The following is a 25,541-nucleotide window of genomic DNA, read 5'->3' as shown; positions in this document are numbered from 1 at the left end:
ATCCAATTTAATGGCTACAATTATAATTTTGCCTTCATCAAACTCATTTATAACCAGCTGGAACATAAAAAAGCTACCCCTTTTGGATAGCTTTTCAAGTTTTTTTGACATTTAAGGCTAGTTGAAGTAATTCTTTAGCATGTTCCTTCGTTAAATCCGTTATTTCTACCCCAGAAATCATTCTGCCAATTTCTTTGATTTTCTCTGTATCTGTTAATGGCTGAACGGATGTCTTTGTTCTTCCATTGATAATTTTTTTGCTAATAAATAAATGGGTATCCGCCATAGCAGCAACCTGCGGCAAATGAGAAATGCAGAGCACCTGCGAGTCAATCGAAACCTTATAAATTTTCTCCGCAATGGCTTGTGCTACTCGTCCACTCACGCCCGTATCCACTTCATCAAAAATAATCGAAGTGATTCCTTGATGCTTTGAAAAAATTCTCTTTAACGCAAGCATAATACGTGAAAGTTCACCACCAGATGCGGTTTTCGATAATGGCTTAAGCGGTTCACCAGGATTAGTCGATAAGTAAAATATTATTTTATCGGAGCCTGTTTTTGTAAATTGCTCAAAATTGCTTTCAAATTTAACCTCAAAAACGGTTTTTTCCATATATAAATCCTTGAGTTCTTTATGAATTAGGGAGGTTAACTTGATGGCATATTTTTTTCTTAATATATTCAGTTCCTTCGCTTCTATTTGCAAATCCTTTTTAACCGAAAGAAGTTGCTTCTCTAATAGATCGATGTGACCTTCCTTATTTTGAAGGGTTTCCATTTCTTCTTCAATTTTTGCTGCATACTCTAATATTTCAGGAATTGTTTTTCCATATTTTCTTTTTAATTGGTTGATTTCTGATAATCTTTCTTCAATTTCATTTAATCGGCGGGGATCAAATTCAAGTTTGTCTAATTCATTTCTTAAATTCTGTGATAAGTCCTCCAGCATATAAAAGCTATTAGAAACTGATTCAGCCATATCTTTATAGGAAGAATCTAATTCAGCCGCAATCTCAATTTGTCCCATGACAAGACCAATCCAATCTAGGCCACGTTGATCTCCTTGAAGGGCAGAGTAACAAGTCTTAATGGCATCATACAATTTCTCAAAATTCATAAGTTTATTTTTTTCTTCAGATAATTCCTCATCTTCACCAAGCTTTAAGTCAGCCCTTTCGATTTCATCAAATTGAAATTGAATAAGGTCAAGACGATGAGCGATTTGCTGTTCATTTTCATTTAAACTTTGTAATTTTTTTTGAATGGATTCATATTCGCGGTGAATTTGTTGATATTGCATTAAGGCAGGGCCTATTTTCTCAAAGCCAAATTGATCAAGCAAAGCTAGATGTTTGGTATCATCCATCAATTCTTGATGTTCATGCTGACCATGAATATCAACCAATGTGCTTCCAATTTCTCGCAAGGTTGAAATTGTCACAAGCTTCCCATTAATACGACACACATTCTTTCCAGAACGAGAAATATCTCTTCTTAAGATTACCATGCCATCCTCAATATCAATTCCTAATTCCTTTGCTTTGTCATAACAGCTATGAGTTGGTTCATCAATTTGAAATAAACCTTCAATTTCAGCCTTATCAGCTCCATGACGGATAAATTCTGTCGATCCCCTGCCACCAGAAAGTAAGTGAATAGCATCAATGATGATTGATTTCCCTGCACCAGTTTCTCCAGTTAAGACCGTTAGTCCTTTCTCAAATGAAATCGTGAGCGATTCAATAATGGCAAAATTTTTAATCGATAATTCACTTAACAAGAATACATCACCTCATCTTACAACATTTCCAGAAAGCGATTCGAGATGATTTCCGTATCATCAGGTGAACGGCAGATGATTAATATCGTATCGTCCCCGCAGATCGTTCCTAATATTTCTTCCCAATCCAAATTATCAACTAAAGCCCCAATCGCCATTGCATTTCCAGGTAGAGTTTTCATCACCAATAGATGCCCAGCAGTATCAATACGTACAAAAGCGTCCATTAAATTTCGTTTTAGTTTTTGCAATGGGTTAAACCGTTGATCAGCAGGTAAACTGTATTTATAACGCCCATCTAATAAAGGAACCTTTACTAGGTGGAGCTCTTTAATATCTCGTGAAACGGTGGCTTGTGTAACATTCACACCCGCATTTTTCAGTTCATCCACAAGCTCGTCTTGCGTTTCAATATCATTATTTGTAATGATTTCGCGGATTTTAATATGACGTTGTCCTTTATTCACTCTTTCACCCTCTAACAGAAGATTTGGTCTAAAAATATGTAGAAAGCAGCGGATTGCAGTCATTCCTATTATACATTTTTTTGCTAAAATTAGTTGAATCTAATAAGAAATTCGCTAAATTTATGAAAAAACCTGCGAAATACTACAAATTTTGACATGGTTCAGTGAAATTTTGCGTCAAAATTTTTAATATGATAAAGAAAACTTGCCGATTGGAAAGCCTTTAGGCGAAGGCATAGGCGTAGTTCACCGAAAAAAGCGTTTTTCTTTTTTCGGTTGCGAGGCGTTACTTCGAAGCTTCCCTTTTGCCCTTATCTTTTATTTCTCAAAATTTTCCACAAGGTCAATCTTCATCACTGCTGCCAATTTTTCCGCTTAAAGTACAAAAAAGAAGAGACTGAATCAATCAGCCTCATTTTTATTTGCCGGTTTTACTTTAAGTGTTGCATGGGCATCGGCTACAATCTGATGAACAGGAATCAATATGTCATTCTCTCCTTTTTCCTTTTCACCATTCCAATATAGATGTAATAAAAATTCAATATTTCCCTCACCACCTGTAATCGGAGAAAAGGAAAGATTTTTTACATCATAACCTAAACCAATAGATAAATCGATAATTTGGTTGACGACACTTTCATGAATTTTAGCATCTCTTACAATTCCCTTTTTCCCTACTTGCTCTCTCCCCGCTTCAAATTGAGGTTTGACTAAGGCAATGATATCACTGCCTGGAACAAGTAACGTTTTTAATACAGGTAAAATTAACTTTAAGGAAATAAAGGAAACATCTATTGATGCAAAATTAGGCATTTCCCGTACTAAATCACTCGGAGTGACATAGCGAAAATTCGTCCGTTCCATCACGACAACACGCTCATCAGTCCTGAGTTTCCATGCTAATTGATTATAGCCGACATCAAGAGCATAAGACATTTTCGCCCCATTTTGCAGGGCACAATCAGTAAACCCACCTGTTGATGCCCCAATATCTAATAGGATTTTATCTTGAATGTTAACATCAAAGGTTTTTATTGCCTTTTCTAATTTCAGGCCACCTCGACTCACATATGGAATTGCATGACCTTTAACCGTTAAGGGAATATCGACTCCTACCTTTTCACCGGGCTTATCTAAACGCATTTCATTTGTGTATACAATTCCTGCCATAATGGCTCGTTTAGCTTTTTCTCTTGTTTCAGCTAAACCTCTTTCAACTAATAAAACATCCAATCGTTCTTTCTTCATTTTCATTATTTAGACCCTTTTTTGTTTTTCTCTTGTAAGAGTAAGTACTTTTTCAACCACTTTTTCACTTGTTAAGCCAATATCACAAAGAAGCTCATTCACTCCCCCATGTTCAATAAACTGATCTGGAATTCCCAAACAGTCGATCACGGTTTCAAAATACTGATGACTATGGGCAAATTCTAATATCGAACTACCGAATCCACCATGTAAAACAGCTTCTTCAATCGTTAGAACTGGAATTTTTTCTTCAAATAATTGAGTGAGCATTTCCTCATCCAAAGGCTTAATAAATCGAGCATTGATAACTCGAACTGAATACCCCAATGCTTCTAATTCACTTGCTGCCTCCATCGCCATTGGTATGGTTGTACCAAAGGTTAAAATGGCGGCATCTTCACCTTCTCGAAGGATTTCCCAAGTCCCAATCGGAATTTCCTTTAACTCCTTATCCATAGGCACTCCATAACCATTTCCTCTAGGGAATCTCATCGCAATCGGACCATCATCATATTTGATAGCTGTATATACCATATGTTGTCCTTCATTTTCATCTTTAGGCATCATGAGAACGATATTAGGAATATGTCTTAGGAAGGCAATATCAAACACTCCCTGATGTGTTTCCCCATCTGCCCCTACTAAACCGGCACGATCAATCCCTATAAAAACATTCAAATTTTGTCGACAAATATCATGAACAACCTGATCATAAGCCCGTTGCAAGAAGGTTGAATAAATCGCTAAGAATGGTTTCATATGTTGTGTAGCTAAGCCTGCTGCAACGGTTGCCGCATGCTGTTCAGCAATTCCAACATCATACATTCTATCTGGAAATTCAGAAGCAAAACCTTCCAGTTTGGATCCGACAGGCATTGCTGGAGTAATGGCTACAATCCGTTCATCCTCACGAGCAAGTCTTCTAACCGTCTCACTTACTAAGCTGCTCCAGGCTGGTGCTGTATTTTCAGGCTTAATAATCACTCCGGTCTCTATTTTGTATGGACCCGTTCCATGCCATGTTCCTACCTTGTCACTTTCAGCAGGCTTATAGCCCTTCCCTTTTTTCGTAATGACATGAAGTAAGACAGGTCCTTCCGTTTTCTTGGCATAATTCAAATTCTCAATTAAATTTTCAAGATTATGACCATCAACAGGACCTAAATAGGTAAACCCTAATTCCTCAAAGAAGATACCTGAAACAAGCAAATATTTTAGGCTATCCTTAATCCTTTCCGCCGTGGCAGCAACGCGTCCACCTACTGCTGGAATTCGCTTTAATAACATTTCAAGTTCGTCTTTCGCCCATTGATATTTCCCTGCTGTTCTCAATCTTCCCAACACGTTATGAAGGGCACCAACATTAGGGGCAATGGACATTTCATTATCATTTAAAACAACAATCATATCCTTTTTCTCATGTCCAATATGATTCAATGCTTCAAGCGCCATACCACCTGTTAAGGCTCCATCCCCTATAACGGGGACAATGAAGGACTTTTCTTTCTTTAAATCCCTCGCAATTGCCATCCCCATGGCAGCGGAAAGACTTGTTGAACTATGTCCAGTTTCCCAGACATCATGCTCACTCTCCCCTCTTTTTGGAAATCCACACAGACCCTTGTATTTTCTTAACGTACTAAAATGAGATGCTCTGCCTGTAAGAATTTTGTGGACGTAAGATTGATGACCAACATCCCAAAGAATTTTATCTTTTGGACTATTAAAGCACCTATGTAGGGCAATTGTTAATTCCACTACACCTAAATTCGGACCAATATGACCTCCGGTAATTGAAAGATTTTCTATTAAAAACTTTCGAATATCTTTACTTAATAATTCTAAGTCCTTGATTGATAATTTTTTAAGAAAAGAGGGGTCTTTTATTGATAATAGATCCATAAGTAGGATCACTCACTTTCATATCTAAAATATGCTTTAAATACTCTATACCTTTTATTATCATGGAAAACACAATATTCCGCAAACTTTCTACTATTGTGCAATAGGAAAATATTTTCGCCTGAAAAAATAGCCGCTAACACAAACGTGATAACGGCACATCATTCATTATATCATACATTTATTCTACCCTCAATGAGTCATACCGTTAATGATCTCGATGTGCTATTAGGAAAGTGATTTCTTCAAGCAATTTCGTTTTTAACCCGGTTTCCTTTAATAACGCAAGGCTTTGATTAATATGAGTTGATAGTGCTTCTTTTGCTCCTGCCAATGATAAAAGTGCTGGATAAGTCATCTTATGATTCTGTTCGTCACTACCAACTGGCTTCCCAATAATTTCCTCATCGCCTTCGAGATCTAAAATATCATCTTGAATTTGGAAAGCAAGCCCCAGATGATAAGCAAATTTAGATAATGTATGCATCTGCCTTTCATTAGCTTTTGCAAGAATGGCACCTGCCATAATGCTAAACTCAAGTATCTTTCCAGTCTTATGAATATGAATATATTCTAATTCTTCGAGGTTCATTCTTTTTTCTTCCGCTTCCATGTCAGCAACTTGACCACCGACCATTCCTTCTGCACCAGACGCTTTTGCAAATTCACGGATTAAAGCGATTTTTTGATTCGCATCTGCATGATGAACAGGAATTTCAGCAAGCAGTTGAAAGCCATAGGTTAACAACGCATCACCTGCAAGCGTAGCAACTGCATCACCAAACACCTTATGGTTTGTAGGTTTCCCTCTTCTTAGATCATCATCATCCATACAAGGAAGATCATCATGAATTAATGAATACGTATGAATCATTTCAATCGCTGCCGCCGCAAGCAGTCCCTTTTCAGTCTCCTCATTAAAAGCTTCAAGTGTAGCAAATAATAAAAGCGGACGTATCCGTTTCCCCCCTGCATTTAACGAATAGAACATGGAATCTTTTAAAATTCTGGGTGCCTGAAGCTTTTCGCACCATTCTTGCAGCGTTTGATCGAGCTTATCCTTATGCCTTTTTGCAAAAGAATTAAAATTCCCCTTATCCACCTTAATTTTCCTCCTCAATGGAAAATCTTTCCCTTTGACCATCCTCTGTTAAAACTTGCGTTAATTGATCTTCCACACGTTTTAACTTATCATGACAAAGCTTAGATAACTCCATCCCTTGTTGATAGAAAGAAATCGCTTCCTCTAGAGGAACATCCCCTTCTTCTAGTTTCTCAACAATTTCTTCTAATCTCTCCATCGCCATTTCAAATGTCATTTTTTCTTCATTGCTCATTGTTTCTGCCCTCCTGCATTTCCGTTACTTGACAGTACAAGGTCCCATCTGATAACTGCACATTCACTTTGTCGTTTTTCTTTACTTGCTGAATGCTTTTAATCAGCGATCCTTCCTGATCATATACCACACTATAGCCACGGCTCATTATTTTTAAAGGATTTAATGCCTCTAAAGTTGAAAGAACATGTACATATTTTTGTTCCTTTTTCCCAAGAATCAACTGCATTGAACGATTCAATTGTTTATAGATTGTCTGATGCTTTTCTTTATATTGTAGTAGCTGCTCATTCGGTGATTTTCGAGCTAGCCTTTTTTCCAATTGGATAAATTTCTCACGTTTTTGATCCAATAATTTTGTTGTCCCCTTATGGAGTTGTTCCCTTAATCTATCGACATGTTCTAACTTTTGCTCATACAGCTTTTGTGGATAGCGAAATGCATATGATTTTTGGATGCGCGATAAGCGATCTCTTTGTGTAGAGACCCTTTTTTTCATTGCTCTCATTAATCTCGTTTGGTTGGTGTATACTTTATCTAGCAATTCATTTAAATGTGGAACAGCAAGCTCAGCTGCCCCTGTTGGTGTTGGAGCCCTTTTATCTGCCACATAATCTGCGATCGTAAAATCCGTCTCATGTCCCACCGCTGATATAATGGGAATCATTGAAGCAAAAATAGCCCGCACCACGATTTCCTCATTAAATGCCCATAATTCCTCAATTGACCCACCACCACGACCAATAATTAAAACATCAATGTCCTGCTGTTGGTTTGCTCTTTCAATTGCTCGAACAATGGAAGGAGCGGCTTGATTCCCTTGAACTAATGCAGGTAATAGTAAAATATTTGCAATTGGGTATCTTCGTTTGATTGTTGTTATAATATCACGGATAGCGGCTCCTGTTGGAGAAGTAATGACGCCAATTGTTTTCGGATATTTGGGAATCCTTTTTTTAAATCTTGTGGCAAATAACTGTTCCTTTTCCAATTTCGCTTTTAATTGTTCATATGCTAAATATAGGTCTCCAATCCCATCCGGCTGCATTTCCTTTATATAGACCTGGTATTGTCCACTTGCTTCAAAAAGAGAAATATCCCCTTTAACCAGCACCTTCATGCCGTTTTCAGGGGTAAACTTCATCAATCGATTATAGCTTGAAAACATTACGGCTAATATCCGAGCCTTCTCATCCTTCAAAGTTAGATACATATGCCCACTGGAATGCTGTTTAAAATTGGAGATTTCCCCCTTTATCAGCACATTTTGTAGATGGGGATCGACATCGAATTTTCTTTTTATGTATTTGGTTAACGCGGTAACAGATAAATAACGGTTTTCCATCAAACCTGAACTCCTTTGTTCATTACTACAAAAAGACGGGAGGGAAAAGTAGCATCTAACACAATAAGTGAAACCTCCATCAGTGGAAGTTTCACTTATTGTGTTATTGCTTCACTTTAGATAACACAGCATTAATAAAACGACTTGACTGATCATCACCATATGCTTTGGCAATTTCAATAGCTTCGTCAAACACAACATTTTCTGGTACTTCGTCTTTACAAAATTGTAGTTCATAAATGGCTAATCTCAAAAGATTTCGATCAACATTAGCTAACCGGTCAATGGTCCATTTTTCAAGGTTTTGGATGATTAATTGATCAATTTCCTGCTTTTTTTCGACAACCCCATTTACTAAACGATTTAAATAATCATTTTGCGGGGCGCCATCTAAGACATGCTCGATCGCATCACTTGGTTCAACGTTACTAATATCAATTTGAAATAAGGCCTGTAACGCTTTTTCTCTTGCTGTTCTTCTTTTCATCTTTTTCTAAAACTCCTTTAAGGATGGGTTATCCTAAATATCATAACAAAATCATAGCATAACTCTTGCAGTTTCGCATAATTCATTCGTTATTTTCCCTAAAAGGATATGAAAACATGCTGGCTTTCTGCGTTTTGCTAAAATCCATTTCAAAGATATATGTATGTATGATTCAAGATATTGGCTTTTAATGTAGAAGAGCCAAAGACAATAGAATTGTCCCTGGCTCCAATATGATTATTCTTCTTGATCTTTGTCTGATTCCTGCTTTGGATTTTCAAATTGAATGCCAACAATATGAATGTTAACTTCCTCTGCATCAAGAGCTGTCATATTTAGCAGTGCTTGGCGAATATTATCTTGAATTTGCCCAGCGACAGTTGGAATGGAAACACCAAACTTCATAGAACAATAAACGTCTACTTTAATTCCTTCTTCGGAAAGTTCGACCTTTACACCTTTTCCATGATTTTTCTTTCCCAATCTTTCAACTACACCTGCAGCGAAATTTCCTCGCATTTGCGCTACTCCTTCAACTTCCGATGCAGCGATGCCTGCAATAACTTCAATGACTTCAGGAGCAATTTCAACTTTTCCAAGGCCTGTGTGGCCCGGATTCATTTCTAAGATGTTATTTTCGCTCACTTTAGCGCACCCCCTGTTAACTTTATGAATTCATCACATCATACAGTTCCAAAAACTTGGTATTGAACGCACCTTCAACAAATTTCTCATGATTTAGAAGCTTCAAATGGAACGGAATCGTCGTATGGACACCTTCGATGACAAATTCGCTTAATGCCCGTTTCATTCTTGAAATGGCTTCTTCACGAGTTTTTCCATAAGTGATGACTTTCGCAATCATGGAATCATAATAAGGCGGAATTGAATACCCTGGATATGCTGCAGAATCAACACGAACACCTAGACCACCTGGTGGAAGATACATTTGAATTTTACCAGGTGAAGGCATGAAGTTCTTTTCAGGATTTTCAGCATTGATTCTACATTCAATCGCCCATCCTTGGAAATTAATCTCAGATTGTCTAAAGTTCAATTTTTCACCTGAAGCGACTTTAATCTGTTCTTTCACTAAATCAACGCCTGTGACCATTTCTGTTACTGGATGCTCAACCTGTATCCTTGTATTCATTTCCATGAAGTAAAACTTGCGATTGCGATAATCATATATAAATTCTACCGTGCCAGCACCTGTATAATCAACTGCTTTTGCTGCTTTTACGGCTGCTGACCCCATTTCTTCACGAGTTTCTCCATCAAGTGCAGGAGAAGGAGTTTCCTCAAGCAATTTTTGAAGTCTTCTTTGAATGGAGCAATCCCTTTCACCTAAGTGAACCACATTACCATGTTCATCTGCAAGTACTTGGATCTCAACATGGCGGAAATCTTCAATGTATTTTTCTAAGTAAACTCCAGGATTACCAAAAGCTGTTAATGCCTCTTGCTGCGTAATATTAATGCCTTTAATTAAATCCTGCTCATTTTTTGCAATTCGAATCCCTTTACCGCCACCACCGGCAGTTGCTTTAATGATAACCGGATATTCGATTTTTTTTGCAATTTCAATCGCTTCATCAATATTACGAATAACTCCTTGAGAGCCAGGAACAATGGGAACCCCTGCTTCTCTCATCGTTTCACGGGCAATATCCTTTGTCCCCATTTTATTAATAGCTTCAGGAGTAGGCCCAACAAATTTGATATTGACTTCCCTACATAGTTCAGCAAAATCAGCATTCTCAGCTAAAAATCCATAACCTGGGTGAATAGCATCACATCCTGTTAATCTTGCGGCACTAATGATATTGGTAAAATTTAAATAGCTATCTTTGGAGACCCTTGGCCCGATACAATAGGCTTCGTCTGCAAGCTGTACATGCAAGGCTTCCTTATCTGCTTCTGAATAAACGGCAACAGATTCGATTCCCATTTCGCGACATGCACGAATGATCCTTACTGCTATTTCGCCTCTATTTGCAATTAATAATTTTTTTATCATCAAAAAAACTCTCCCTTATTCAGGCCTTACGATAAATAATGGTTGACCATATTCAACAAGCTGACCATCTTTAACTAGAATTTCTACAATCTCACCATTCACTTCAGCTTCGATTTCGTTAAATAGCTTCATAGCTTCGATGATACATACAACAGAATCCTTTGAAACTTTTGAACCTTGTTTTACATATGGATCTGCATCAGGTGATGATGATTGATAAAAAGTTCCAACCATTGGAGAAGTGATTTTATGTAGTTCACTATCTTCTACTTCTTCAGCTGCTTCTTTTACTGGTGCTTCCACTTTTACTTCTGGTTTTTCTTCTGTCTTTACAACTTGAGGAGCTACTACTTCCTCAACAGCTACTTGTTTCACTGGTTGAGCAATTGCAACGGTTTCACCTGACCTTTTCTTCATTTTAATTTTTGAACCATCGTTTTCATAAACGAATTCATCAATATTGGACTGATCAACCAGTTTGATCAACTCCCGGATTTCTTGCACTTTTAACATGTCTGCCACCCCTTAAAAATATCTTTATTATGACTAAATACTAATATCATACGCTAACACCTAGTGAAAGTTCAATATTAGATTATTTTCATTTTAATAATACCACTTTCAAACCCATATTTTAAAACCATTTTTAATATTTCGAAAAATTTGTGAACTCTTCCAAAACAAACTTTTAATCATCAGCATAATTTTTGGATCCTCCGTATTATATCCAATAATCAATTTTTTGACAAAAAAAGAAGGGGAAAGCCCCCTTCTTTCTTCCATTATTTAGTTGGCTGAAATTCAACGGCAACGGCTTGCAATTGACCTAGTTCATTTTTCACTTTTTGCAGGATTTTGTTAGCTGCCGCTTTAGAATGTTTATCAGATTTAACCGTAATCCGCACTTCATCACCACCCGCACGGACTAACGCATCATCATAACCCATTGCGATAATTAAGGTTTCAAGTAATTGCTCCTTTTGCGCAATTTCATCTAATTGATTCATTTTTTCTATGGCTTCATTTCTTTGCTCTGAAGGTAGATCGGTTGAAGCCATAATATCTGTTAATCTCTCTTTTTCTTCACTTCTTTTTGCTTCCATATCCAGACGTAATTGTTCAAATTGTTCATCTGATGCACTATCTGAAATAACAGTAGAACCATCCGCATCTTCTTTTGGTGCTGTATTCTCTTTGGCACTCTTAGTTGTATCCTTCATTTCATCTTTTGATTTTTCCTCAACAGCAGTTAATTGGTTTCCTTTTGGCTCTGGTGAAGTAATGTAATACACCGATAACACAACGACTAAACTCAACATCGTTAATAACCAAACCGTTTGCTTTTTTAATAACATTTATGACTCCCCCTTAATTCTTTTTCGGTAAGACAGACACTCGGTGCATTGGTACATCTAGGACTCTCGTAACCGCCTCATATATCCAACTTTTTACCTGGACATTTTCAGCGCCTTTAGCCACAACAAGAACGCCACGAATTTCAGGCTTCTTTGTTTCTACGACAATGGGGCCTTCATTCTCCCCTTCATTCGTTGTTACAAGTTGTTCATCTTCCGATTGATCCTCTATTCTTCTTTTTCCACCCTCTGGATCAGTCTCTTCTGTGGTTTGTGATTTCGTTACTCTATTTTTCTCTAATACTTGTTTTTCTGTAGCATCCACATTGACAACAACTGTGACATCACCAACCCCATTTATCCTTTCTAGTGCTTCCTTTAACTGATTCTCATATTGATTTTCATAGTCTTTAATTACATCATTATTATTAGATTTTGATTGTCCAATGGCCTCAGTACTTCCACCGTTATTGGTTTGATTATTGAAAACAGGTAAATCACTTTTCGACTCCCCGCCAAATAGAAAATTGCTTAAAAGCATGATAAAGGCTCCAAATATAAGAACAAGGAGCAAATATTGATATTTATTTTTCTTATTTCCACTGTCACCATTGGAAAAGAATTTTTTTAATGTCGAAATCGGTCCTTTGTCCTGATCCATTTACGAGATGCTCCCCCCTTCTACCATGACATCAATCGTTTCTTTCCCGACACCCCATGTCTCAGAAAGTAGTGATGCGATACTTTCTAATGTATCGGAATGCTCATTCGTTGGAGGGGAATCGACAGTATTAATTTCCACTTTGTTAATCGCTTCGACAGCCCTGTTCTCTTTACTCACTGATTTCAGCTTCACTGAAATCTTTTGCACATTTTCTGGGAATTTTCCTTGAGCTTCGTCCATAACTGAAAAATCGATATCTGAAATCATTAATCCGTATCTTGCCATCAACTCCTCTTGGGCTTCCTTTTTCATTTGGACAGCCGTTTGTTCTAAAATATATGCACTTTGTGAGGCTTGTATTTCTTTTTTCTTAATTTCTATTAAATTTTCTGCATTTTTTTCTTGAATCATCTCTAAGCTTGGGATTTTAAAATCCTGTGAAACCAGCTTTAAAATAGGTGAGAGAATAATAGCCATCAGCAGAAGACCAGTTACCATTTTTGTATATTTCTGCAAAGAAGAGTTAGGAAGGAGCATATCAATGACCGTGGCAAGTAAAACAAATAGAATAATGTTGGTAATCCATTCCTTTATGAAATCCACTTCTTAACGTCCTCCTAGCGAACCATCATCGTTAAATTTCCGGCTGCAATAATAACGGTAATACTTAAAAAGAACATAAGGGAAACAATTGCCAACGCAGCAAACACATACATGATACTCTTGCTTATCACATCAAGGCATTGAATGACCGGTCCACCACCAAGCGGCTGTAATATAGCAGCTGCAAATTTATAAATAAAGGAAATCATGAGGATTTTTAGGGCAGGAAAAGCGGCAATCATAAGAAGAATGGCTACTCCGGCAATGCCAACTGTATTTTTCAATAAAAGTGAGGCACTGATGACCGTGTCTGTTGCATCAGTAAACATTCTTCCAATTACTGGAATAAAATTTCCTGTTATAAATTTTGCCGTGCGGATCGTAATCCCATCCGTTACCGCACTTGATGCCCCTTGAACTGAAATAACCCCAAGAAAGACGGTTAAAAATAGCCCTAAAAGACCAATGCTCCAATTTCTAATTAGATTTGCCAGTTGCGTTACCTTGTAATGCTCACTTAAAATACTGACAATGCTGAGGAGTGCAGAAAGAAACAATAAGGGTAGAATGATGTATTGGATGAACGTTCCGCTTGTATTCATCAGGAAAAGAATAACGGGATGAAAGAAAGCTGCAGATACTAATCCCCCTGAGGAAGCAATTAAGGCTAAAAGCAATGGGGTCAAGGCTAAAATAAATGATGTCATCGTACTGATGGCCTCATTTGTATAATCAATGGCAACACGAAAGCTATTGAGTGCCAAAATGATCAGGACCATAAACACAATTGCATAAGCAACCTTACTAATAGTCCCTTGCTCAAAGGCATTTTGCAGTGATTGTAAAAACATGCTAAATACGGTCAAAATAATAAGCGATCCTAATAGCTTTCCATTGACGATGAATTCATGGAAAATAAACTTTAGAATCCCCTTTCCCCAATTTTCAAATGAAAAATGCTTGTCCCCTTTGATAAAATCATACAAACTTCCTTTTTGGCTTTCTGGTAAATAACCGCCATACTTTGTAGTAACTTCCTCCCAAAATCCCTTCAGTTCATCTAAATCAAGCGTATCGATTTGTTGGTCAACAAGATCTTTGGGGCTATTAATTTCTTCTTTATTGCTCTCATCGGTTGTGACTGCTTGTACATTTGGAGTAAACAAGAAAGACAGTACAAACACAAAAAAGGTAATCATGAATATCCACTGCTTCATTATTTTCACCTACTCAAAAAGTGCTGCATTTAATTCGGAATTAATTTGATAATGGTTTCAATCATAACCGTTAAAATAGGGATCGCCATCGCTAAAATAAGAATTTTGCCACCAAGCTCGATCTTGGATGCGATTGCACTTTGACCCGCGTCCTTTGTAATTTGCGAGGCGAACTCCGCAATATAAGCAATTCCAATAATCTTCAAGATTGTTTCTAAATAAACCATATTAACCTTTGCATGAACGGCAATATTCTCAAGCATATGAATAATCGCGTAAATTTGATCGACAAGAAATAGGAAAATGGCACAACCAACAAAGACGATAAGCAAAAAAGCGAAATTAGGTTTTTGTTCTTTTACGATGAGAGCCAAAAAAGTAGAAACGAGGGCAACCCCAACTATTTGAAAGATCTCAATGGCTGATTCCCCCTTTTACCCTTGAAATAAAAAGACAGATTTGATTTTTTGAAATAAATCATCCACGATGGTAGCGACCATAAATAAAATATAGATAAAGCCAAACAAGGTAACCCATTGGGCATATTCTTTTTTCCCCACTTGGTCCAAAATCGTATGAAGAAATGCAACCACAATTCCTACACCAGCAATTTTGAAGATGATATCGACATCTAACCCCATGAATATTCCTCCTAAAACTTACATCAATAAAATACTCAACAATAATCCTGATAAGAATCCTAAGCTTTTAAACATTTTTTCATACTTTCCTTGCTTATCATAAGCGTCTCCTTCTTCTCTTTCTAAATGAGAAAGGGCCAATCTGATTTGCTTTTGTTGGGAGACTTTATCATGTCTACCAAGCGTCTCGCCAAACTGTTTCATGACTTCAAATTCTCCTTGCTGCAAAGCCGTAGATGCCCATACTTCCTTAAGACTTTGTTCCCATGCAATTTTTACTGTTGTATCTGAATTGGTTAATTTCAAGGCAAAGGATTCAAAAAATAAGGATAACGGTTTAGAGATTTGCGAGGAAATTCGCCTTGATGCTTCATGCAACGGGGTATGGCCATACATAATTTCTGCCTCTAAAGATTGAAGTGCTGATTTTAACTGTCTTAGCTGCTTTGGGCGCTCGGAAAAACGCCTTGATGCTTCAAATCCCGCCCATGTCGTCGCAGCAATGATAAAAAAAGCACCGATTAGTTTGATCATTTATGTCACTCTCACTTTTGTGTAAATTTCTTCACCATCGTGATTTTTAATCGACATCAATGTTCCAGGACCACTGCTTCTGCTTAATTCTACATACCTTTGGAAAATACCTAATTCAAGGATTGGTCTCATCGTAGGACGATTTTTCAATTCATTGAGGTTCATTCCATGTGCTGTCATCATCAGCTTAATCCCTGAGTGAACGGCCTCTAAGATCGCCTCACCATCTTCCTTTCTGCCGATTTCGTCCACTACTAACACATCTGGACTCATTGAGCGAATCATCATCATCATTCCTTCTGCTTTTGGACAGCTATCTAAAACATCCATTCTCGGTCCAAAAGTTAGCTGAGGAATCCCATGTATACACCCAGCAATTTCTGATCTTTCATCTACAATCCCAACTTTTCTCGCATCAATCCTTTGCTTGGGCTCACCGCTGGAAACAATTCTTGCTATATCACGAAGCAAAGTTGTTTTACCGGTTTGAGGCGGCCCAATAATCATTGTATGGAGCCAGCCTTCGTTATATAAAAAAGGAATTAGTTTTTCCGCAATCCCAATTTTCTCTCTGGCAATCCGAATATTAAAGGAGGAGACATCTCTGATCGCTTTAACGGCACCATGCTCTAGGATCACTTTACCAGCAAGCCCAATGCGGTGTCCTCCAGCAATCGTCACATAGCCGCGCTTTAACTCTTCTTCCATTGTATAAATCGAAAAATGACTAATTTTATTCAAAAGTTGAATCGCATCCTCTGGTTGAACAATGTAAGAAGAAAAACGTGGGACTCCCTTAATTGTCACTTCCATCGGCTTATTAATGCGAATGCGGATTTCCTCCATTTCCTCTAATAAAAAAGCAGGAATTTCTTTCAATTGTTCAGATAGATTTTTGGGTAATATTTCGAATACTGTATCCACCTAGTACCCCTCCATATTTTTTACATTCATATCTTTGTTTGGATACATACTATGGATAATGCGTCCCACCTGCGTTCTCTTAATTAAATGTATGCCTGCTTGACCACATTATGACTTTTTTCAAGAGAGAATCTCATTCTAAGACATCCCCCTCTTATTTTTTATGAGGATTAAAAAATGGAAAAGGAGTTTTTTATGAAAAAAAATACTATTTGCTTTCTCCTTTGTGGATTGCTCATTGGTGAATATTCATTTACTAGCAGCGTCTTTGCACAAACAAAAGAAATTTCTAAACCCAAAAATGTTATCTATATGATTGGCGATGGAATGGGCTTTGGACAAATGGAAATTGCTCGTTTATTTGAGCATGGAAAAAGTGGAAAACTATTTATGGAAACTTTGCCAAACGTTGCCTATGTACATACAGATTCAGCTAACCAATTTGTTACAGATTCAGCTGCGGGGGGAACTGCATTAGCAACAGGATTTAAAACCAATAATGAAATGATCGGGATGAAGCCAAATAAACAGGAAATCGATAGCATTCTTGATAAATTTAAAAACGATGGCAAAAAAACAGGTATCATCACAACCAGCTCCGTTACCGACGCGACTCCAGCTGCCTTCACTGCGAGCGTATCCGACCGCTGGGCTAATCAACGGGACATTGCCTCTCAACAATTAAAAAACCAAGTAGATGTTCTCTTGGGGGGTGGTGCCAATAAATTCAAAAAAACAGCACCAGACGAGAAGGATCTAATTACTGAATTTCAAAAAAATGGGTATACCTTTGTCACCAATAAGGAAGAACTTGCAACCGCAAAAGGAGAAAAACTGCTTGGTTTATTTAACCAAAGCCATATGAACTTTAAAATTGACCGTGATGAGAAAAAAAGCAAGGAGCCATCCTTAACAGAAATGACAGAGAAGGGACTCGAGATTCTAGCTCAAAACCCAAATGGGTTTTTCTTAATGGTAGAGGGAGCACGTATCGACCATGCCTCCCATTCAGCAGATATCACAAGCATCTGGAAAGAAACGATTGAATTTGATCAAGCAGTCCAATATGCCGTAGAATGGGCCAAAAAAAAGCAAGATACCCTTGTTGTTGTAACAGCAGATCACGAAACGATGGGCATTTCTGAGCCGGAGCCTATAAACATAAAGGCACTTAAAAATATTTCAGTGTCTTCATCGTACATGGCAGACTTAGTAAAAACAAAGGACAAAAAAATAGAGGATATAAGAAAGATGAAGGAAGTTTTGCAACGTTATGCCCATCTCCAATTAAACAATCAAGCAATCACGGATTTTATTAATACATGTAATCATGAAAATGAAATGGTTTATCAGGAATCCCATATTGCTTGGGAAATTGGCAGTCTGATTGCTGCACACAATCATGCAGGAGTTAGTAGCAATGAAAATCGCTTACTTAGTAGTACAGGTGGGCATACAGGCAATCCAGTCCCTTTATTTGCCTTTGGAGATGGCAGTGAAGAATTTGAAGGTGTCTTAAATAATGTAGATGTCCCAAGAATTATTGGTAAAATAATGGGCTATCCACTTTGAATTTGCGCATTTTTTTTTTCTTTCCAAGTACATTTAATATAAAAAAACTATTGATGGCAAGGGGGAGGAATTTTGCAACATTTTCGCGGGTATCCTTATTATCAAAAGACAACAAGAAGTGAATCCTTCACAATGAAGGTCATTGGCGAGGGAATAGTTAATGCGCAGCCAGATGAAGCGAATATTATTCTTGGGGTGTCAACAGAACATCGCGAATTAAAGAAAGCCCAATCAGATAATGCTGAGATTATTCAAAAGGTGCAAACAGCTCTTCAAAAAATAGGGATTACAGCAGATGATATCAGAACTACCGAATATTCCATTTATCCACAGTACGATTATGTAGACAACAAGCAAATATTCCGTGGATATAAGGTAGATCATTTGTTAAACATCACGGTTTCAGACATTCAAAATGTTGGTGCGGTTGTAGATACAGCAGTAACTAACGGAGCAAATACAATTAGAAATATCGAGTTTTCCTTATCCAATCCAGATGCTTTTTACAAACGCGCCCTCACACTTGCCATGAACAACGCCCTTGATAAAGCCGAGACCCTTGCAGGTTCTTTAAACATTCAATTAATTAAAACTCCACTATCTATATCGGAAATAATGGAAACGAAACCTATCCCGATTCCATTTGCAACCTTTCAGAATGTCAAGGCCGCGACAACAACACCGATTGCACCAGGAAAATTACAAGTCCGTTCCATGATTCAGGCCATCTTTTGTTACTATCAAAAATAAGCATCAAAAAGCGATAACCAAATGGTTATCGCTTTTTCATTAAACGAGAGTAGCCGCGATTGCCGCCGATTCATATGGAGTTTCATACCTGCTCCAACAGGTGGGTATTCGCACAATCTCCTTCAGACGTCCTCTAGGTGTGCAAGGCATGCTGTCAAAGGTTAAATATTGAATTCCCTAAACTTAAGTAAAGGTTGAAATTTCATATACAAACGAACAACGCAGCTTCAATGTACTCATTATAATACTATATTTTTTTTAAAACAACAACAGGAATTCACAACCAATTAAACTCCATTATCAAAAGGTACCGGGCTTTTGTTAACTCACTCCCCAAATCAAATCATAATTTCCCTTATTCTGTTCATAATAACAAGGGAAAGGAGCATGGATATGGTGAATGTAAACACAAAAGACTTCTTGAAACATCAGCACAAGTCCACCTATTTAGATAACACGAAAAATAAAAATCAAACATCTGATCCAGAATATAATAATAAAAATAATACTGATATGTCTGTAGGAGCTACCGGACGAGAGTAAAACAGGTTTACAATCCCAAAAAATCCCGATGTAGTCATCTTGACTAATCGGGATTTTTTGGGGGAGATTTTAAAGTCTCTCCTCTGATAAAAGATTAGGCACGAGAAACATAACTGCCCTCAGCAGTATTAATGATTAATTTATCGCCTTGATTCACAAAGAATGGTACTTGAACAACAAGTCCAGTTTCTAATGTTGCAGGCTTCGTTCCACCAGAAGCAGTATCACCTTTAATACCTGGTTCTGTTTCCGTAACTTCTAATTCAACCGTATTTGGAAGTTCAACACCAAGCGTTTCCCCTTGGAACATCATAATTGAGACTTCCATGTTTTCTTTCAAGAATTTCAATTCATATTCAATGGAAGATGCAGGTAACTCAATTTGTTCATAAGATTCATTGTCCATGAATACATGTTGATCCCCGTTAGCATATAGATATTGCATTCTACGGTTATCGATTTGTGCTTTCGCCACTTTTTCACCTGCACGGAAAGTTTTTTCTTGAACTGCCCCTGTTCGAAGATTACGAAGTTTTGAGCGTACAAACGCTGCACCTTTCCCTGGTTTAACATGTTGGAAATCCATTACACGCCACAAACCACCGTCCACTTCAATTGTCAAACCAGTACGAAAATCGTTAACAGAAATCATTCAATAAATCCTCCTAATATTTTAAAGAATAATAAGTTCTTTTGCTGAGTGCGTTAGCAATTCATTGTGATCATTTGTAATTATCGTATCATCTTCAATACGAACTCCACCTAATCCTGGAATATAAATACCAGGTTCAATCGTTACAATCATTCCAGGCTCGAGGATGATATCTGATTTCATAGAAAGAGCTGGGCCTTCATGGATTTCAAGACCGATTCCATGGCCGGTTGAATGGCCAAAATACTCCCCATATCCTTTTGCAGAAATATAATCCCTTGTCAGTGCATCAGCAGCTTTACCACTAATTCCTGGTTTAATTCCTTCGATCCCCTTAGCTTGAGCGTCGAATACAATTTGATAAATTTCCTTTAATTTTTCATCAGGTTCAGAAACCGCAATGGTTCTTGTAATATCTGAAGCATATCCTTTATAATAAGCTCCATAATCTAGAGTGACAAAATCACCTTTTTCAATTACTTTTTCACTTGCGACACCATGAGGTAATGCAGAGCGATATCCTGATGCAACGATTGTATCAAAGGAAGATGACGTTGCTCCAGCTTTTCTCATAAAGAACTCTAATTCATTCGATACCTCAAGTTCTGTCACTCCTGGACGAATGAAATCTAAAATATGTGTAAATGCAGCATCAGCTATGTTCGCTGCTTCCTTTAATATCTTAATCTCTGCGTCTGTCTTAATCAAGCGTAACTTTTCTACCAAATCTGAAACTGGCACTAATTCGGCTTTTACTTCCTCTTCATAGGTTTTATATTCTGAAAAAGTAACATGATCTTGTTCAAAGCCGAGTCTTTTTATTCCGAGATTTTTCACCTGAGTGGCAACTTCATCAAGAATCGTGCCTCTTTGTTTCACAATTTCAAAGCCTTCGCATTGTTTAGAGGCCTGCTCAACATAACGGAAATCTGTGATAAAAAGAGCTTTTTCGGAACTAATTAGAACAACTCCTGATGTACCTGTGAAGTTTGATATGTATCTGCGGTTATATGCACTTGAAATAAGAAGCCCATCAATCCCGAAACTGGTAAAACCCTCACGTAATCTCTGTAATTTATCCAATGTCCTCTCTCCTTTTTTATCCATGCTGATAAAAATAATGAAAAAACAGAATTCGCATTATTTCATTATCAATATGAATATTCTATCATATTATTTTTTAAGTCGACCACTTTTTGCTAAGTAGACGAAGGTTGTTTTTTTCGATTACGAATTTCATTTTCTTCAAAGGAAATCGAATACCCAATAAATGTGCCATATAAAATATAAAAACAGAGTGAAGTGATAATCGTTGTTTTTCCAAGCTTCGAAAAGGGGTCCATACCTGGAAACAGAGGATTGAGCACGAAAAAAACAAGCAAGAATAGGATAATTCCATATAAAGCCCCTACCCACATGCTTTTAAATCGCCTTAATGCAACGTAATAGATTAAAGCAGCAACAATAGAAAATACCCCTATAAAAATAATGGAAATCACAGTTCCTAACCAACCATATTTCCAATTTCCCACTGTCCATGGCTCGAGGACAATATTTGGGCGAATTTCAGTAAAATGAAATAAATATGCAAAATAAGCTAAGCCACTCCAGAAGATCCCCCCAAAAAGTCCTGTTACAATCACCATCATGATAAATGACATTGGTTCTTCACGTTGGTTTTGTTCTAATGTTTCATCTTTACTCATCATTCATGCACCTCCAATATTAGTATGTCCAGCGTCAAAAAAGATTACCATCGGAAAATCAATATCTTTTTTACAGAATTTAATGATTCATGATACTCTCCTCTAGAGGTTTTTAAGAATATTTAGTAAAATATAATTAGATGTAGAATTCAATTGTATACAATCCGAGAAAACAAGTCTCATCTATTTCCCTTCGGAGTTGCCGAGCTTAGAGTAAATTCAAATTTTGAGCTTTGAAAAAACGCATTTGCAGTTACATCGAGAATAAATGAATATAGGTTGGTGTTTTCATACATGGAAAAAAATTCAAAACCCGTTTATGGAGGTCAAGCTGTTGTTGAAGGGGTAATGTTTGGTGGAAAACACCACACGGTTACAGCGATTCGTAGAAAGGATTCGACTATTAATTATTATCGTCTTCCTAGAGAAGTGAAAAATGGCCTTGCAGCAACATTAAAAAAAATTCCTTTTATCAGAGGAATTGTCGCCATTATCCAGTCCAGCGCTAATGGTGCAAAGCATCTAAATTTTTCAACAGAACGCTACGAATTAAACCCTGAAGATGACGAAAAAATCAAGGAACAGGAAACATCTAAATTATCGATGATTCTTGGAGTAGCAACAATCGGAGTACTTTCCTTTCTCTTTGGTAAGTTTATTTTCACCTTAGTTCCCGTTTTTCTTGCAGTATTGACAAAACCTATCTTTTCAAGTCATTTAAGTCAAGTATTAGTAGAAAGCTTTTTTAAGCTTGTATTATTATTTTGCTATATCTATTTTGTATCGATGACTCCAATCATTAAAAGGGTTTTTCAATATCATGGTGCAGAACATAAAGTCATTAATACTTTTGAAGCCGGAAAAGAATTGACCGTCGAAAATGTCCAGGCACACTCCCGTTTACATTATCGTTGCGGTAGCAGCTTTATTCTTTTTACAGTCATTGTGGGAATCTTTATTTACATGTTTGTTCCAGCTGATCCACTTTGGGTGCGTATTCTCAATCGCCTTGCCTTAATTCCCGTCGTTTTAGGGGTTTCCTTTGAAGTCCTGCAGCTTACAAATAAATTACGAAACATACCTGTATTAAAATACCTAGGATATCCTGGTTTATGGTTACAACTTCTTACCACAAAAGAACCAGCTGATGACCAAGTCGAAGTGGCGATTCTATCCTTCAAGGAATTAATGAGAATGGAAAATGAAACAAATCAAAGGGAAATAATCAAGGAAATATTATAAAGAAGAAGTTTGGAAGTTTAAAAAACTAGTTTTATGCTTATTATGCTCTTAGGGAGGTGGCTTTCTTGAAATATCGAGCTTCAAACATAATTGTCATTACTCTTTTTACTCTTGCAGTAATTGGAATTATCGGTAACCTCATTGAAGATCCCATTCATGTCCTAAAAAGTATTGCAGCTTTTTTAATCCTTGGCTTCGTTGTTTTTATCATTGTTCGACGACTGTATATTGCTAAAGCTGGCCCTAAAAATCGAGAGCAACAAGCATTTCGTAAAGCAGCAAAAAAATCACAAAAAAGATACACTCAAAAACAACCTAACAGAAAAAGTACATCCAGCAGCTCTTTAACAACAATAAAAAAACATAAAAATAATTTAAAGAAATCCTCTTCACACTTAACAGTCATTGAGGGAAAAAAAGGCAAAAAAAAGAACCGGGCATCCTTTTAGTCCGGTTCTTCCTATTTTATTGAATATTCCATCAAATAACGTTTCCATTTTTTTAAAAACTCCAATGGTGAAAAAACTTCTCTGCACTTACCTTTCCCAATTCCATTAGGTCTTTTTTCATTTCATCCGTTAGGCTAAATTCTGTGGCCATAACCCCTTTTGTTGGAATAAAGATAATATTTTTTTCTAGCTTCCTTGAGATGTAACGAGCATCATGTGCATCCTTCATCGTAATAAACAAAGCTTCAAATAACTGAATTGCATTCGTGATTTTATGATTATTTTCACCTCCAATAAGCGGGCTTAGCTTAATACCAAGGACAGGTCTTTCCTTTTTTACATTTTCTTGATCAAATAACCACATGGGAAAATTACTCAAAACTCCACCATCAACAATCAGACTGGTTCCAGTTGCAGAATGCAGCTTTACCGGTTCAAAAAAATATGGAAGACTGCAGCTCATCCGGATAGCTTTAGCAATAGGAAAGGTTCCTGGATCCATACCGAACTGTATTAAATCATCAGGTAGAACCACTAAACGATTATTTGTCAAATCAGAGGCAATAACTCTCAATGTATCTTTCTCAAGATCTGAAAAGGTGTATAAACCTCTTGCAGCAAGTTTGTCTTGAATCCATTTTTCCAATTCATTCCCCTTGTATAACCCTAATCTCCAATAAAGATGAACCCATTTTAATACTGGAAAATGAAGAAATGGATATCTTTTATCTAGAAATCGTCTTAAGTCAATCTCATTCAACAATTGAAATATTTCCCTACTGGTATATTTAGCTGCGATAAGCGCTGCAATAATGGCACCGGCACTTGTTCCTGCAACTCTTTTAAAGCAATATCCTCTTTTTTCTATCTCTTCGTATGCACCAATTAAGGCAAACCCCTTTATGCCACCTCCAGAAAAAACTCCGTCTATATTCATTCGAGCACTCCTTAAAAGAGATATTGATACATACTTAAGCGCTCGGATAGAAAAATAGTACAGTGTACAAGCCAATATTTTTATAGACAAAAAAAATCATCACACATAAAGGACGGAAAAATTGCGGTATCATTTCCTCAACTTCTGGAACGAGAAGAGGCATTGAGTCCCCAGGTCAGCCGGGGATGACTGCATTTCTCAGTAAGAGAGGAAAATAATGATAGGTACTGAAATATTATGATAGGCTCTATCAAGTTTTTATTCACGGGAGTTGTGAAGGTTTGAAACTTGTGAGGTAAATTACAAGTTTAATAAAACCTTTACCCGTAAAAACGTCAAACCTTAACTGTTATTTATTTTGAGGTTCAGCATGTTTTTTACCTGTTACTGAAGATTGCTGAACATGATGGTTTTCATCGTAATTATAGTAGTAGGTACTATCTTTATCATCCTTAAAAACAACTGCAATATCATACGCTTTTTTACCGACATTCTTTGTGCTTCGTTCAATGGACAATTTACCTATTTCATCTGAACTATAATGTTTCTCATTAACCAAATAGTCCTTAACGTCGAGTTTAAGCTGTTGTGCGTAGGCTTCGTCCGCCTTCAAAGGAGTAGTTCTGTAATAAATAAAAACTCCAACTAAGATGACAACCACCAATATGCCTATACCCCAAAATTATTTATTCATCAAAATGCTCTTTTTCCTTATTTTTACATATATGTATATAGCTGTAAAACCGTTGCTTCACATACCAAGGAAGGTAAAAAGTTGAAAAAGGTTTTCGAAGTATTTATTTCTGTGTTTCTCTTAGTCTCTGGAACTCTAGCATTTAACTCATCTAAGACTTCGGCATCAACTAAATATCCCGGTAAAAAAATTTATGCAAAAGCAGGTGATATTCTCATCACCAGCAAGAAAACAACAAGCTTTTATACTGGACATGCTGCTATTGTTACAGACAACTTACATGTGGTTGAAATCGCTGGCCCGAAAAAGCATCCTGCAATTTGGTCTCTAAGTACATGGCTTAAAAATTACAAGCTTAAAAATGTAGTACGATTAGATAGTACCTCTGCTGCAAAGAAAGCAGGGAAGTGATTTTATAAAAAAGGGTATTCAGATCATTGTGTGACTGGATTAAGAGTTGTAAAAAAGG

General features: G+C 37.0%; 30 protein-coding genes and 1 other RNA gene. 6 read left to right on the top strand and 25 right to left on the bottom strand.

The features are described from left to right. Positions 1-94: 94 nt before the first annotated feature. The 19 genes from recN to spoIIIAA all read right to left on the bottom strand — a co-directional run bounded on the left by recN (position 95) and on the right by spoIIIAA (position 16,527). On the bottom strand, positions 95-1,783 hold the full coding sequence (gene recN, locus ACE38V_RS03540; protein WP_375839774.1) for a DNA repair protein RecN: 1,689 nt from the start codon (positions 1,781-1,783) through the stop codon (positions 95-97). Between the two features lie 17 nt (positions 1,784-1,800). Continuing rightward, positions 1,801-2,250: a transcriptional regulator AhrC/ArgR gene (gene ahrC, locus ACE38V_RS03535; protein WP_375839773.1), complete on the bottom strand. Its 450-nt coding sequence runs from the start codon at positions 2,248-2,250 to the stop codon at positions 1,801-1,803. A 402-nt stretch (positions 2,251-2,652) separates the two neighbouring features. Next, positions 2,653-3,504 (bottom strand): TlyA family RNA methyltransferase, encoded by an 852-nt coding sequence (locus ACE38V_RS03530; RefSeq protein ID WP_375839772.1) that lies wholly within the window; start codon positions 3,502-3,504, stop codon positions 2,653-2,655. 3 nt (positions 3,505-3,507) lie between these two features. After that, on the bottom strand, positions 3,508-5,400 hold the full coding sequence (dxs, locus tag ACE38V_RS03525; RefSeq protein ID WP_375839771.1) for a 1-deoxy-D-xylulose-5-phosphate synthase: 1,893 nt from the start codon (positions 5,398-5,400) through the stop codon (positions 3,508-3,510). 208 nt (positions 5,401-5,608) lie between these two features. Then, a complete protein-coding gene (locus ACE38V_RS03520; protein WP_375839770.1) occupies positions 5,609-6,502 on the bottom strand; it encodes a polyprenyl synthetase family protein in 894 nt (297 codons plus the stop codon). A 1-nt stretch (position 6,503) separates the two neighbouring features. Continuing rightward, entirely contained in the window at positions 6,504-6,737 is a 234-nt protein-coding gene (locus ACE38V_RS03515) for an exodeoxyribonuclease VII small subunit (protein WP_375839769.1), read from the bottom strand. Continuing rightward, positions 6,727-8,085: an exodeoxyribonuclease VII large subunit gene (gene xseA, locus ACE38V_RS03510; RefSeq protein ID WP_375839768.1), complete on the bottom strand. Its 1,359-nt coding sequence runs from the start codon at positions 8,083-8,085 to the stop codon at positions 6,727-6,729. Before xseA ends, ACE38V_RS03515 begins: the two co-directional genes overlap by 11 nt. Before the next feature lie 100 nt (positions 8,086-8,185). Continuing rightward, positions 8,186-8,569 carry a transcription antitermination factor NusB gene (nusB, locus tag ACE38V_RS03505; RefSeq protein ID WP_375839767.1) on the bottom strand — a complete coding sequence of 128 codons (384 nt, stop codon included), beginning with the start codon at positions 8,567-8,569 and terminating at the stop codon, positions 8,186-8,188. A gap of 237 nt (positions 8,570-8,806) precedes the next feature. Next, positions 8,807-9,214, bottom strand: coding sequence for an Asp23/Gls24 family envelope stress response protein (locus ACE38V_RS03500; RefSeq protein ID WP_375839766.1), 408 nt, complete (start codon positions 9,212-9,214; stop codon positions 8,807-8,809). Positions 9,215-9,236: 22 nt separating this feature from the next. Beyond that, positions 9,237-10,589 carry an acetyl-CoA carboxylase biotin carboxylase subunit gene (gene accC, locus ACE38V_RS03495; protein WP_375839765.1) on the bottom strand — a complete coding sequence of 451 codons (1,353 nt, stop codon included), beginning with the start codon at positions 10,587-10,589 and terminating at the stop codon, positions 9,237-9,239. Between the two features lie 15 nt (positions 10,590-10,604). Next, a complete protein-coding gene (accB, locus tag ACE38V_RS03490; RefSeq protein ID WP_375839764.1) occupies positions 10,605-11,102 on the bottom strand; it encodes an acetyl-CoA carboxylase biotin carboxyl carrier protein in 498 nt (165 codons plus the stop codon). A 269-nt stretch (positions 11,103-11,371) separates the two neighbouring features. Further along, entirely contained in the window at positions 11,372-11,944 is a 573-nt protein-coding gene (locus ACE38V_RS03485) for a SpoIIIAH-like family protein (RefSeq protein ID WP_375839763.1), read from the bottom strand. Between the two features lie 13 nt (positions 11,945-11,957). Further along, entirely contained in the window at positions 11,958-12,605 is a 648-nt protein-coding gene (spoIIIAG, locus tag ACE38V_RS03480) for a stage III sporulation protein AG (RefSeq protein ID WP_375839762.1), read from the bottom strand. Beyond that, positions 12,606-13,211 carry a stage III sporulation protein AF gene (spoIIIAF, locus tag ACE38V_RS03475; protein ID WP_375839761.1) on the bottom strand — a complete coding sequence of 202 codons (606 nt, stop codon included), beginning with the start codon at positions 13,209-13,211 and terminating at the stop codon, positions 12,606-12,608. It lies immediately after the preceding gene. A 14-nt stretch (positions 13,212-13,225) separates the two neighbouring features. Further along, positions 13,226-14,428, bottom strand: a complete 1,203-nt coding sequence (gene spoIIIAE, locus ACE38V_RS03470) for a stage III sporulation protein AE (protein WP_375839760.1) — start codon at positions 14,426-14,428, stop codon at positions 13,226-13,228. A 29-nt stretch (positions 14,429-14,457) separates the two neighbouring features. Next, positions 14,458-14,847, bottom strand: coding sequence for a stage III sporulation protein AD (spoIIIAD, locus tag ACE38V_RS03465; protein WP_375840128.1), 390 nt, complete (start codon positions 14,845-14,847; stop codon positions 14,458-14,460). A 15-nt stretch (positions 14,848-14,862) separates the two neighbouring features. After that, positions 14,863-15,069: a stage III sporulation protein AC gene (gene spoIIIAC / locus ACE38V_RS03460; protein WP_375839759.1), complete on the bottom strand. Its 207-nt coding sequence runs from the start codon at positions 15,067-15,069 to the stop codon at positions 14,863-14,865. An 18-nt stretch (positions 15,070-15,087) separates the two neighbouring features. Beyond that, entirely contained in the window at positions 15,088-15,603 is a 516-nt protein-coding gene (gene spoIIIAB / locus ACE38V_RS03455) for a stage III sporulation protein SpoIIIAB (protein WP_375839758.1), read from the bottom strand. Beyond that, positions 15,604-16,527, bottom strand: a complete 924-nt coding sequence (gene spoIIIAA / locus ACE38V_RS03450) for a stage III sporulation protein AA (protein ID WP_375839757.1) — start codon at positions 16,525-16,527, stop codon at positions 15,604-15,606. It abuts the gene before it with no gap. Between the two features lie 195 nt (positions 16,528-16,722). On the opposite strand from spoIIIAA, the gene ACE38V_RS03445 reads away from it, so the two are divergent. Next, a complete protein-coding gene (locus ACE38V_RS03445) occupies positions 16,723-18,099 on the top strand; it encodes an alkaline phosphatase (RefSeq protein ID WP_375839756.1) in 1,377 nt (458 codons plus the stop codon). A gap of 72 nt (positions 18,100-18,171) precedes the next feature. After that, on the top strand, positions 18,172-18,849 hold the full coding sequence (locus ACE38V_RS03440) for an SIMPL domain-containing protein (protein ID WP_375839755.1): 678 nt from the start codon (positions 18,172-18,174) through the stop codon (positions 18,847-18,849). Positions 18,850-18,895: 46 nt separating this feature from the next. Here ACE38V_RS03440 and ssrS read toward each other — a convergent pair. Next, positions 18,896-19,080: non-coding RNA, 6S RNA (gene ssrS, locus ACE38V_RS03435), on the bottom strand. 162 nt (positions 19,081-19,242) lie between these two features. On the opposite strand from ssrS, the gene ACE38V_RS03430 reads away from it, so the two are divergent. After that, positions 19,243-19,392 (top strand): hypothetical protein, encoded by a 150-nt coding sequence (locus tag ACE38V_RS03430; RefSeq protein ID WP_375839754.1) that lies wholly within the window; start codon positions 19,243-19,245, stop codon positions 19,390-19,392. 94 nt (positions 19,393-19,486) lie between these two features. On the opposite strand, the gene efp is transcribed toward ACE38V_RS03430, so the two are convergent. The 3 genes from efp to ACE38V_RS03415 form a co-directional block, all read right to left on the bottom strand. Further along, positions 19,487-20,044 carry an elongation factor P gene (efp, locus tag ACE38V_RS03425; protein ID WP_375839753.1) on the bottom strand — a complete coding sequence of 186 codons (558 nt, stop codon included), beginning with the start codon at positions 20,042-20,044 and terminating at the stop codon, positions 19,487-19,489. 21 nt (positions 20,045-20,065) lie between these two features. Further along, positions 20,066-21,127 carry a M24 family metallopeptidase gene (locus tag ACE38V_RS03420; protein ID WP_375839752.1) on the bottom strand — a complete coding sequence of 354 codons (1,062 nt, stop codon included), beginning with the start codon at positions 21,125-21,127 and terminating at the stop codon, positions 20,066-20,068. Between the two features lie 116 nt (positions 21,128-21,243). Continuing rightward, complete coding sequence (locus tag ACE38V_RS03415) at positions 21,244-21,753, bottom strand: YqhR family membrane protein (RefSeq protein WP_375839751.1); 510 nt, start codon at positions 21,751-21,753, stop codon at positions 21,244-21,246. A gap of 291 nt (positions 21,754-22,044) precedes the next feature. Between ACE38V_RS03415 and ACE38V_RS03410 the strand changes: the two genes are divergently transcribed. After that, positions 22,045-22,992 carry a DUF1385 domain-containing protein gene (locus ACE38V_RS03410; RefSeq protein WP_375839750.1) on the top strand — a complete coding sequence of 316 codons (948 nt, stop codon included), beginning with the start codon at positions 22,045-22,047 and terminating at the stop codon, positions 22,990-22,992. A gap of 56 nt (positions 22,993-23,048) precedes the next feature. After that, positions 23,049-23,441, top strand: a complete 393-nt coding sequence (locus ACE38V_RS03405) for an SA1362 family protein (RefSeq protein ID WP_375839749.1) — start codon at positions 23,049-23,051, stop codon at positions 23,439-23,441. Positions 23,442-23,493: 52 nt separating this feature from the next. Here ACE38V_RS03405 and ACE38V_RS03400 read toward each other — a convergent pair whose 3' ends face one another. Next, positions 23,494-24,378, bottom strand: coding sequence for a patatin-like phospholipase family protein (locus ACE38V_RS03400; RefSeq protein ID WP_375839748.1), 885 nt, complete (start codon positions 24,376-24,378; stop codon positions 23,494-23,496). Between the two features lie 349 nt (positions 24,379-24,727). After that, a complete protein-coding gene (locus ACE38V_RS03395; protein WP_375839747.1) occupies positions 24,728-25,042 on the bottom strand; it encodes a hypothetical protein in 315 nt (104 codons plus the stop codon). A gap of 111 nt (positions 25,043-25,153) precedes the next feature. Here ACE38V_RS03395 and ACE38V_RS03390 point away from each other — a divergent pair, with 111 nt between their 5' ends. Next, entirely contained in the window at positions 25,154-25,483 is a 330-nt protein-coding gene (locus tag ACE38V_RS03390; protein ID WP_375839746.1) for a hypothetical protein, read from the top strand. Positions 25,484-25,541: the final 58 nt, after the last annotated feature.

The sequence above is a fragment of the Cytobacillus sp. Hz8 genome (assembly GCF_042263505.1).
Taxonomy (GTDB): domain Bacteria; phylum Bacillota; class Bacilli; order Bacillales; family Cytobacillaceae; genus Bacillus_BE.
Note: the sequence above shows the minus strand (reverse complement) of the source record. Positions and strands in the feature narration are given on the sequence as shown.

Bases quoted from the DNA above. Each gene is read 5' to 3' on its own strand.
- ACE38V_RS03530 (WP_375839772.1), bottom strand. From the start codon at position 3,504: ATGAAAATGAAGAAAGAACGATTGGATGTTTTATTAGTTGAAAGAGGT.
- dxs (WP_375839771.1), bottom strand. From the start codon at position 5,400: ATGGATCTATTATCAATAAAAGACCCCTCTTTTCTTAAAAAATTATCA.
- ACE38V_RS03515 (WP_375839769.1), bottom strand. From the start codon at position 6,737: ATGAGCAATGAAGAAAAAATGACATTTGAAATGGCGATGGAGAGATTA.
- nusB (WP_375839767.1), bottom strand. From the start codon at position 8,569: ATGAAAAGAAGAACAGCAAGAGAAAAAGCGTTACAGGCCTTATTTCAA.
- accC (WP_375839765.1), bottom strand. From the start codon at position 10,589: ATGATAAAAAAATTATTAATTGCAAATAGAGGCGAAATAGCAGTAAGG.
- accB (WP_375839764.1), bottom strand. From the start codon at position 11,102: ATGTTAAAAGTGCAAGAAATCCGGGAGTTGATCAAACTGGTTGATCAG.
- ACE38V_RS03485 (WP_375839763.1), bottom strand. From the start codon at position 11,944: ATGTTATTAAAAAAGCAAACGGTTTGGTTATTAACGATGTTGAGTTTA.
- spoIIIAG (WP_375839762.1), bottom strand. From the start codon at position 12,605: ATGGATCAGGACAAAGGACCGATTTCGACATTAAAAAAATTCTTTTCC.
- spoIIIAE (WP_375839760.1), bottom strand. From the start codon at position 14,428: ATGAAGCAGTGGATATTCATGATTACCTTTTTTGTGTTTGTACTGTCT.
- spoIIIAC (WP_375839759.1), bottom strand. From the start codon at position 15,069: ATGGGGTTAGATGTCGATATCATCTTCAAAATTGCTGGTGTAGGAATT.
- spoIIIAB (WP_375839758.1), bottom strand. From the start codon at position 15,603: ATGATCAAACTAATCGGTGCTTTTTTTATCATTGCTGCGACGACATGG.
- ACE38V_RS03445 (WP_375839756.1), top strand. From the start codon at position 16,723: ATGAAAAAAAATACTATTTGCTTTCTCCTTTGTGGATTGCTCATTGGT.
- ACE38V_RS03430 (WP_375839754.1), top strand. From the start codon at position 19,243: ATGGTGAATGTAAACACAAAAGACTTCTTGAAACATCAGCACAAGTCC.
- efp (WP_375839753.1), bottom strand. From the start codon at position 20,044: ATGATTTCTGTTAACGATTTTCGTACTGGTTTGACAATTGAAGTGGAC.
- ACE38V_RS03415 (WP_375839751.1), bottom strand. From the start codon at position 21,753: ATGATGAGTAAAGATGAAACATTAGAACAAAACCAACGTGAAGAACCA.
- ACE38V_RS03410 (WP_375839750.1), top strand. From the start codon at position 22,045: ATGGAAAAAAATTCAAAACCCGTTTATGGAGGTCAAGCTGTTGTTGAA.
- ACE38V_RS03400 (WP_375839748.1), bottom strand. From the start codon at position 24,378: ATGAATATAGACGGAGTTTTTTCTGGAGGTGGCATAAAGGGGTTTGCC.